Source organism: Streptomyces sp. NPDC034670, assembly GCF_055574875.1.
Genome location: NZ_JBVITR010000049.1, coordinates 1 through 8347, shown reverse-complemented (window position 1 = coordinate 8347; position 8347 = coordinate 1). Strand labels below are relative to the sequence as shown.

Sequence of the window (8347 nt, the reverse complement as noted above, 5' to 3'; positions counted from 1 at the left end):
GAGCGACCAGAAGGCGGTCGCGGAGAAGGGGATGAAAGCCCCGTCCCCTCGGTCGGCCTCCTCGTGCCGCCGGTCGACCGTGAGGCCGGCGCGGTAGTCCTCGAGCATCGCCCGCACCACGTCGGGATCGCGGACGGCCCGCCGCCACTCGTCGTGGTTCTCCCGCCCCATGGCGTCGGGATCGCCGCGGTACCAGCCGTCGGGATCGGCGGTGATGACCCGCTCGGGGACGTCCGGCTGGGCGAAGAAGAACCAGTGCCACCACTGGGTGGCGAACTCGGCGGTGATCCGCGACAGATGCTCCGTCAGCGGCAGGCAGTCCAGGAACGCCACCCGGGAGACGGCGCCGGGGTGGTCGAGCGTGAGGCGCAGGGCCACGCTGCCCCCGCGGTCGTGCCCGGCGAGCGCGAACCGGCGGTGGCCGAGGTGGCGCATGACGGCCACCACGTCCCCGGCGACCGCACGCTTGGAGTAGCCCTCGTGGTCCGCCGTGAACCGCGGCCCTCTGGAGCGCCCGTACCCCCGCAGGTCCGGGCAGACCACCGTGTGGCCGGCTGCCACGAGCCGCGGGGCGACCCGGTGCCACGTCGCCGAGGTGCGGGGGTGGCCGTGCAGCAGGACCACCGGCGGTCCGTCCCCGCCGGAGCGGACGAAGACGGACGCCTCCCCGACGTCGACCCGCTCCTCCTGGAACCCCTCGAACACCCCGGCCTCCCTCGGCCCGCCCGCGCACCGTCCCCGCACCGTCCGGCACGGCATCGGCCCTTCCCCCGCCCCGACTGCCCCGGCCGGCCGCGGCCATGCGCGCAGCGGGGGAGAAGGCGAGGCGGGGCACGGCCCGGTGACCCGGCGTCAGGCAGCGGTCGCGCCGGCCGGTTCCCGTCGGCCGGTTCCCGTCGGCCGGAGACGGCCGCCCCTTCTTGCGCTGCGAAACCCCGCGCAAATGGGGCCGGGGACCCATGGCCGGGAACGGCCCGGCCGGTGAGGATGAGAGGCCGTGGGAGAACCGGCGAGCGCGGTTCTCCCCTGTCGCGAGTTGTGGAAGGGACACAGATGTCGCTGCACTCTGCCGCCCGCGTCGACACCGACGGCGAACCCCTCGACGTGCAGGAGCTGCGCCGGCGCCTGGAGCGCGAGCGGGGCATCCGCCGTGACCAGATGCGGGCCCTCGGGGACACCCCCGTCGGCGCCCGGGAGACCGACGACCTGCTGGCGATGCAGCGGCACGCGGTCCGGCAGGCGCTGACGGACATCGACGCCGCCTTCGCCCGCCTGGACGAGGGAACCTACGGCACGTGTCAGGGGTGCGGCGGGGACATCCCGAGGGAGCGACTGGAGATCCTGCCCTACGCGCGGTGCTGTGTGCCCTGCCAGCAGTACGCCGGCTGACCGGTCGCGGCCCCACGAGCGCTCCGTCCGCGGCGGAGCGTCCCTCGCCGCCGGGCGGCGGGACCCCCGCGGGGCCCTTGCGCCGCGTCGGCTCCCGCAGCCCGTCCGGCATGCGCCGTGCGACCCCCGCGACCGGGCCGGCTGCGCGACGCCCGCCGATCCGTCCGGCGCCGGGCCGCATAGGCTGGCCCCGTGCGCACCGTGGAACTGCTGCCCGACGCCGCCACCGAGCTGCACATCCGAGAGGTGTGGCGCATGATGGCCGCCGCCGGACTGCCCAGTCTCGCGGAACACCGGCACCCGACCAACCGCCCCCACCTGACCCTCATGACGTGCGAGGACCTCCATCCCTCGGTGCAGGAGGAGATCGCGGCGATCCTCGATGGCGGGCTGCCCGTGCCGTTCCGGCTGGACGGACTGCTGCACTTCGCCGGACGCACCCGCGTGCTCGCCTGGCGGGTCGCCGCCGACGCGGAACTCCTCGAGCTGCACCGGCGGGTGTGGGACGTGCTCGCCCCCGCCGCCGGCCGCCTCAACCCGCTCCACGCCCCGGGACGGTGGATCCCGCACCTGACCCTGGCCCGGTCGCGCCGCGCATCGGCGCGATGGCCCGCCCCCCTCCTGCCCGCCGCCCTGGACGAACCCCGGGAGGCGGCTTTCACCGGCGCCCGCAGCTACGACTCCACGACACGCACCGTCGAGAGCCTCGACGTGCGGGCCCGCCCGTCCTGACCGCCGGGCGGGCCCCGGGTCCGCCGCCGCGACGCCCCGTCCGGTGTCGTCCGGGCGGGGGCCGGAGCCGCCGGCGGAGCCCGCCGGTCACGCGCGCGAGGGGCGGCCCCGCCGGACGGGCCGTGCCGTGGCCCGTCCGGCCACTGGTCCGCCCAGGCCGCCCGGACCACCCGGTCGCGAGCGTGGTGGTGCGTGCTGCGGCCGTCGGTTGTCCAATGGGTCGTGTCGCTGACCGTCATGCGTCGGACCGATCGGCACCGGCCGGACACGAGGGAGGCTCCGCCATGGGCGAGCTGTACATCGACGGCGAGTGGACGCGGGCGGCGGCGGGCGGCAGGCGGGAGGTGATCAACCCGTACGACGCCTCCGTCATCACCTCCGTCGACGAGGCCGACGCCACCGACGTGGACCGCGCGGTGCGCGCCGCCCGGCGTGCCTTCGACGAGGAGGACTGGGCGAACGCCCCCACCCGCCGCCGCGCCGACCTCCTGCTCCGCGTCCACGACCTGCTGCTGCGCGACAAGGAGGAGATCGCCCGCACCGAGACCCTCGACACCGGCAAGACGCTGACCGAGGCCCGCGTCGACGTGGAGGACGTGGCGAACGCCTTCCGCTACTTCGCCGAACTCGCGGGCAAGGACGGCGGCCGTGTCGTGGACGTCGGCCCGGACGTCCTCAGCCGCGTCGTCTACCAGCCGGTCGGCGTGTGCGCGCTCATCGCCCCCTGGAACTACCCGCTGCTGCAGGCCTCGTGGAAGGTGGCGCCGGCGCTGGCCGCCGGCAACACCTTCGTCCTCAAACCCAGCGAGACCACACCGCTCACCACGATCGCCATGATCCGGCTCATCGAGGAGGCCGGCGCCCCGCCCGGCGTCGCCAACCTGGTGCTCGGTTCCGGGGCGACCGTGGGCGCGGCCCTGACCGGCCACCCCGAGGTGGACCTGGTGTCCTTCACCGGAGGCCTGGCCACCGGACGCACCATCATGGCCGCCGCCGCCGAGGGGCCGAAGAACATCGCCCTGGAACTGGGCGGCAACAACCCCAACATCGTGTTCGAGGACGCCGACTTCGCGGCCGCCGTGGACTACGCGCTGGACGCCGCCTTCCTGCACTCCGGACAGGTCTGCTCGGCCGGCTCGCGCCTGCTGGTGCAGGACTCGCTGCACGACCGGTTCGTCGAATCCCTCGCCCACCGCGCCCGGGCGATCCGCCTCGGCAACGGTCTGGAGGAGGGCACCGAGAGCGGCCCGCTCAGCTCCGCCGAGCACCGCGAGAAGGTCGAACGCTACATCGCCCTCGCCCAGGAGGAGGGCGCCCGGCTCGTCACCGGGGGCACCCGTCCCGACGACCCCGCGCTGAGCCGCGGCTTCTTCCTGCTGCCGACCGTTTTCGCCGACTGCGACCAGTCCATGCGCATCGTCCAGGAGGAGGTCTTCGGACCGGTCGTCACCGTCGAGCGCTTCCACACCGAGGACGAGGCGGTGGACCTGGCCAACGGCACCCGCTACGGCCTGGCCGGCGGTGTGTGGACCTCCGACGCGAGCCGCGCCCAGCGCGTCGCCCAGCGGCTGCGGCACGGCACCGTGTGGATCAACGACTTCCACCCCTACGTGCCGCAGGCCGAGTGGGGCGGCTTCGGCCGCTCCGGCGTCGGACGCGAACTGGGGCCCACGGGCCTGCGCGAGTACCAGGAGGCCAAGCACATCTACCAGAACCTCGCCCCCGCGCCCTCCGGCTGGTTCAAGAGCTGACCGGGCGCGGCACGCCGCCCGCCCGCCACGCGACGGCCATCGACGAAAGGCACCCCCATGGCCTCCACCACCCCGCACGGCGCCGAGTCCGCCTACGACTACGTCATCGTCGGCGGCGGCACCGCAGGCTGCGTGCTCGCCGCCCGCCTGAGCGAGGACCCCGACTGCCGCGTCTGCGTCATCGAGGGCGGCCCCAGCGACGTCGGCGACGACCGCATCCTGCGCCTGCGCAACTGGATCAACCTGCTCGGCACGGAGTTCGACTACGGCTACACCACCGTCGAGCAGCCGCGCGGCAACTCCCACATCCTGCACTCGCGCGCCCGCGTCCTCGGCGGCTGCTCCTCCCACAACACGCTGATCAGCTTCATGCCGCTGCCCCAGGACCTCGACGACTGGGTGGCCCACGGCTGCGCCGGCTGGGACCCGGCGACGGTCCTCCCCTACCGCGACCGGCTGCTCACCCGCATCGTCCCGGTGGCCGAGGCCGACCGCAATCCCATCGCCAAGGACTTCGTCACCGCCGCCTCCCGCGCGCTCGGCGTCCCCGTCGTCGACGACTTCAACGCCGAGCCCTTCGCCGACGGCGCCGGCTTCTTCTCCCTGGCCTACGAGCCGGAGGGCAACCTGCGCTCCTCGACGTCCGTCGCCTACCTCCACCCGGTGATGGACCGCCCCAACCTCACCCTCCTCCTGGAGACCTGGGCCCACCGGCTGCTCCCGGACGAGTCGGGGAGACTGACCCGGGTCGCCGTCCGCGGCGCCGACGGCGAGCCCGCCGCCGTGCGGGCCGAGCGCGAACTCCTGCTGTGCGCCGGCGCCATCGACACCCCGCGCCTGCTGCTGCTGTCCGGCATCGGCCCGGCCGACGACCTGCGCGGCCTGGGCATCGACGTGCGGGCCGACCTGCCCGGCGTGGGGGAGAACCTGCTGGACCACCCCGAGTCCGTGATCGTCTGGGAGACCGACGGCCCGCTGCCGCCCAACTCCGCGATGGACTCCGACGCCGGCCTCTTCCTGCGCCTCGACAAGGGCCAGCCGCGCCCGGACCTGATGTTCCACTTCTACCAGGTGCCGTTCACCGTCAACACCGAACGCCTGGGCTATCCCGTTCCGGAACACGGGGTGTGCATGACGCCGAACGTGCCGCGCGCCCGCTCCACCGGCCGGATGTGGCTGCGCAGCGCCGACCCCGCCGAGCACCCCGCCCTGGACTTCCGGTACTTCACCGACCCCGAGGGCCACGACGAGCGCACCGTCGTGGAGGGCCTGAAGATCGCCCGCGAGGTCGCCGCCACCGACCCCCTGAGCGGCTGGCTCGTCCGCGAGGTCGCGCCCGGGCCGGACGTCACCTCCGACGCGGACCTGTCGGAGTACGGGCGCCGCGCGGCGCACACCGTCTACCACCCGGCGGGCACCTGCCGCATGGGCGCCCCGGACGACCCGATGGCCGTCTGCGACCCCCTGCTGAGGCTGCGCGGCGTCGAGGGCGTGCGCGTCGTCGACGCGTCGGTGTTCCCGACGATGCCCACCATCAACCCCATGGTGACCGTCCTGCTCGTCGCCGAACGCGCCGCCGACCTGCTCACCGGCGGCTCCGGGGCCGCCGGGGGAACGGGGCGGTGACCCGCCCGCGGGCGGATCGCCGCGTCGCCGGGACCCGTCGGCCGGCGGACGCGGACCGCCGCCCCCGGACCGCCCGGGCCGCCCCTCCCGCGGCGGCCGGGGGCCGGCGTTGCCGTCCGTGCCCCGGGGGCCGACGATGGAGATCGACACGTCCGGCCCGTGGTGGGCGCCGGCGCGGAAGCACCCGGAGACCGCTTCCGCCCCCCGTGCCACAGTGGGCCCGGACAGCGACGAGAGGTCTCCCGCACTCCGTGCGCGTCCGGCGGTCGCCGCCGGCCGGTGCGGGCGGACGCCCTCGTCCCCGCGCTCGACCAAGGAGGAACACGGCCGTGGCGACTTCAGGAGACAAGGGTGCCGGAGCGGCACCGGAGGAGCCGGTGGCGGAAGTCCTGACGGCGGGCACGGGCAGGCTCAAGCCCGTGGTTTTTTTCGGGTCGGCCGCGGCCATCCTCGCGATCTCGACCTGGGCGATCATCACGCCCACCGGCGCCGAATCGGTCATCGGAGTGGCGGTCGACAGGATCTCCTCGTGGTTCGGCTGGTACTACTTCCTCGCCGCGACCCTGTACCTGGCGTTCGTCGTCTTCATCGCCGTCTCCAAGTACGGCACGGTCAAGCTGGGGCCCAAGCACTCCACGCCCGACTACGGCCTCTTCACGTGGGGGGCGATGCTCTTCGCGGCGGGCATCGGCATCGACCTGATGTTCTTCTCGGTCACCGGCCCCGTCAGCCACTACCTCGCGCCGCCGGAGGGCGACCCGGAGACGCTCGAGGCCGCCCGGCAGGCCGTGGTGTGGACGCTGTTCCACTACGGCATCACCGGCTGGGCCATGTACGCGCTGATGGGCATGGCGCTCGCCTACTTCTCCTTCCGGTACCGGCTGCCGCTCGCGATCCGCTCCGCGCTCTACCCGATCATCGGCCGCCGGATCCACGGACGGATCGGCGACACCGTCGACCTGGCGGCCATCCTCGGCACCGTGTTCGGCATCTCCGTGACGCTCGGCATCGGCGTGGTGCAGCTGAACTACGGACTGAAGGTCCTCTTCGGCGTCCCGGAGGGGCTCTCCGCGCAGATCGGCCTGATCGTCGTGGCGGTGCTCATGGCCACGGCGTCCGCGGTGTCCGGCGTCGACAAGGGCATCCGCCGGCTGTCGCAGCTGAACGTCCTCCTCGCCGCCCTGCTGATGTTCTACATCCTGATCGTGGGCGAACCGTTCCGGTTGCTCAACGCCCTGGTCCAGAACGTCGGGGACTACATCAGCCGCTTCCCGTCGATGACCTTGAACACCTTCGCCTACGACCAGCCCACCGAGTGGCTGGACGCGTGGACGCTCTTCTTCTGGGCGTGGTGGGTCGCCTGGGCGCCGTTCGTCGGGCTCTTCCTGGCCCGCATCTCCCGCGGCCGCACCCTGCGCGAGTTCATCGCGGCGACGCTGGTCATCCCGTTCCTCTTCACCGGGCTCTTCCTGTCGGTGTTCGGCAACAGCGCCCTGTTCCTGGTGCGCGACGGGAACACCGAGTTCGGCGAGACGGCCGTGAACGCCCCCGAACAGGGCTTCTACGGCCTGCTGGAGCAGTACCCGGGGGCGCTGTTCAGCGCCGGGCTCGCGACGTTCGTCGGGCTGCTGCTGTACGTGACCTCCGCGGACTCCGGGGCCCTGGTCATGGGCAACCTCAGCGCGGACCTGCCCACCCCGGTGACCGACGCGTCCTCCTGGCTGCGCGTCTTCTGGGCGGTGGCGACCGGGCTGCTGACCCTCGCCATGCTCATCGTGGGCGGCGTGCAGGCGCTCACCGACGCCACCATCATCATGGGCCTGCCCTTCTCCTTCGTCATGTTCTTGATCATGGCGGGGCTCTATCTGGCGCTCCGCACCGAACGGATGCGGGTGGAGGCGCGGACCAGCATGCTGCCGGCGTCGCTCTCCGGGCGCACGGCGCAGGGCCTGCCGGCGGCGGGGAACTGGCGGCACCGGCTGGCGCGGACGATGGCGTTCCCCGGCCGGCGGGCGGCCGTCAGGTTCGTCGACGAGGTGGGCCGCCCCGCCTTGCGGGACGTCGTCCAGGAACTGCGGGGACAGGAGGTGGAGGCGGAACTCCTGGAAGGAGTCGACGAGGACAGCGGCCTCCCGCACGTCGGCTTCAGGGTGCCGATCGGTCCGAGCGACGAGTTCGTCTACCGGATCTGGCCCGCGGAGCTGCCGACGCCCGGGTTCGCCACCAAGTCGGTCAGCACCCACGACACCTACGTGCGCTTCGAGGTCCAGCTCGCCGAGGGCAACCAGGGCTACGACGTGATGGGCTACACCAGGGAACAGCTCATCGCCGACAGCCTCGACCAGTACGAGCGGCATCTGGAGTTCCTGCGGCTGCACCACGAGGCGGCGTCCCGGTCGCCCTTCCCCGGCCACCGCCCGGACGCACCGGAGGCCCACCTGCCGGATTGACGTCCTCCCCGGCCCGATCCCCACCAAAGGCCCTGAGGCCGGGGATTCCCGCCTGCTCCCGCCGGACGGGTGAGGGCTTCGGGTGGGTTCCTGCTTCACCGCGCGGTGCCGGGACGAGTCCCGGTCCTGCCCGCGCTCCACAGGCTGACACGGCCAGTCCGGCCACCTCGGCGACGGCGGCCCCCGGCAGGGGCATGTGCGGCCGAAGCCGGGGAAGACGCTTGCCGTCGGCCGACGAGGGAGCCGCGGGAGAGGGAGGGCGCACGATGGCGATGACGACCGTACGGGGCGAGGAGACCGTCACCGGGCTGCCGGAGGTCGTGGATCCCGGCCAGGTCGCCCCCCGGGACGCCCGTGAGCTGTCCCGGCTGTTCTTCCGGGAGCTGGCGGTGCTGGAGG

At 73.6% G+C, this 8347-nt stretch carries 6 protein-coding genes; 5 read left to right on the top strand and 1 reads right to left on the bottom strand.

Annotated elements, in window-relative coordinates:
* The coding region (locus ACZ56B_RS26310; protein WP_468795523.1) for an alpha/beta fold hydrolase at positions 1 to 705 on the bottom strand (705 nt) is incomplete at its 3' end.
* A 348-nt stretch (positions 706 to 1053) separates the two neighbouring features.
* Here ACZ56B_RS26310 and ACZ56B_RS26305 point away from each other — a divergent pair.
* From ACZ56B_RS26305 to betT, 5 genes are all read left to right on the top strand, one after another.
* Entirely contained in the window at positions 1054 to 1389 is a 336-nt protein-coding gene (locus ACZ56B_RS26305; protein WP_468795520.1) for a TraR/DksA family transcriptional regulator, read from the top strand.
* A gap of 192 nt (positions 1390 to 1581) precedes the next feature.
* On the top strand, positions 1582 to 2121 hold the full coding sequence (locus ACZ56B_RS26300; protein ID WP_468795517.1) for a 2'-5' RNA ligase family protein: 540 nt from the start codon (positions 1582 to 1584) through the stop codon (positions 2119 to 2121).
* 284 nt (positions 2122 to 2405) lie between these two features.
* Entirely contained in the window at positions 2406 to 3872 is a 1467-nt protein-coding gene (locus ACZ56B_RS26295) for an aldehyde dehydrogenase family protein (RefSeq protein WP_468795514.1), read from the top strand.
* A gap of 57 nt (positions 3873 to 3929) precedes the next feature.
* Positions 3930 to 5498, top strand: a complete 1569-nt coding sequence (locus tag ACZ56B_RS26290; RefSeq protein WP_468795511.1) for a GMC family oxidoreductase — start codon at positions 3930 to 3932, stop codon at positions 5496 to 5498.
* 329 nt (positions 5499 to 5827) lie between these two features.
* On the top strand, positions 5828 to 7948 hold the full coding sequence (gene betT / locus ACZ56B_RS26285) for a choline BCCT transporter BetT (protein ID WP_468795508.1): 2121 nt from the start codon (positions 5828 to 5830) through the stop codon (positions 7946 to 7948).
* Positions 7949 to 8347: the final 399 nt, after the last annotated feature.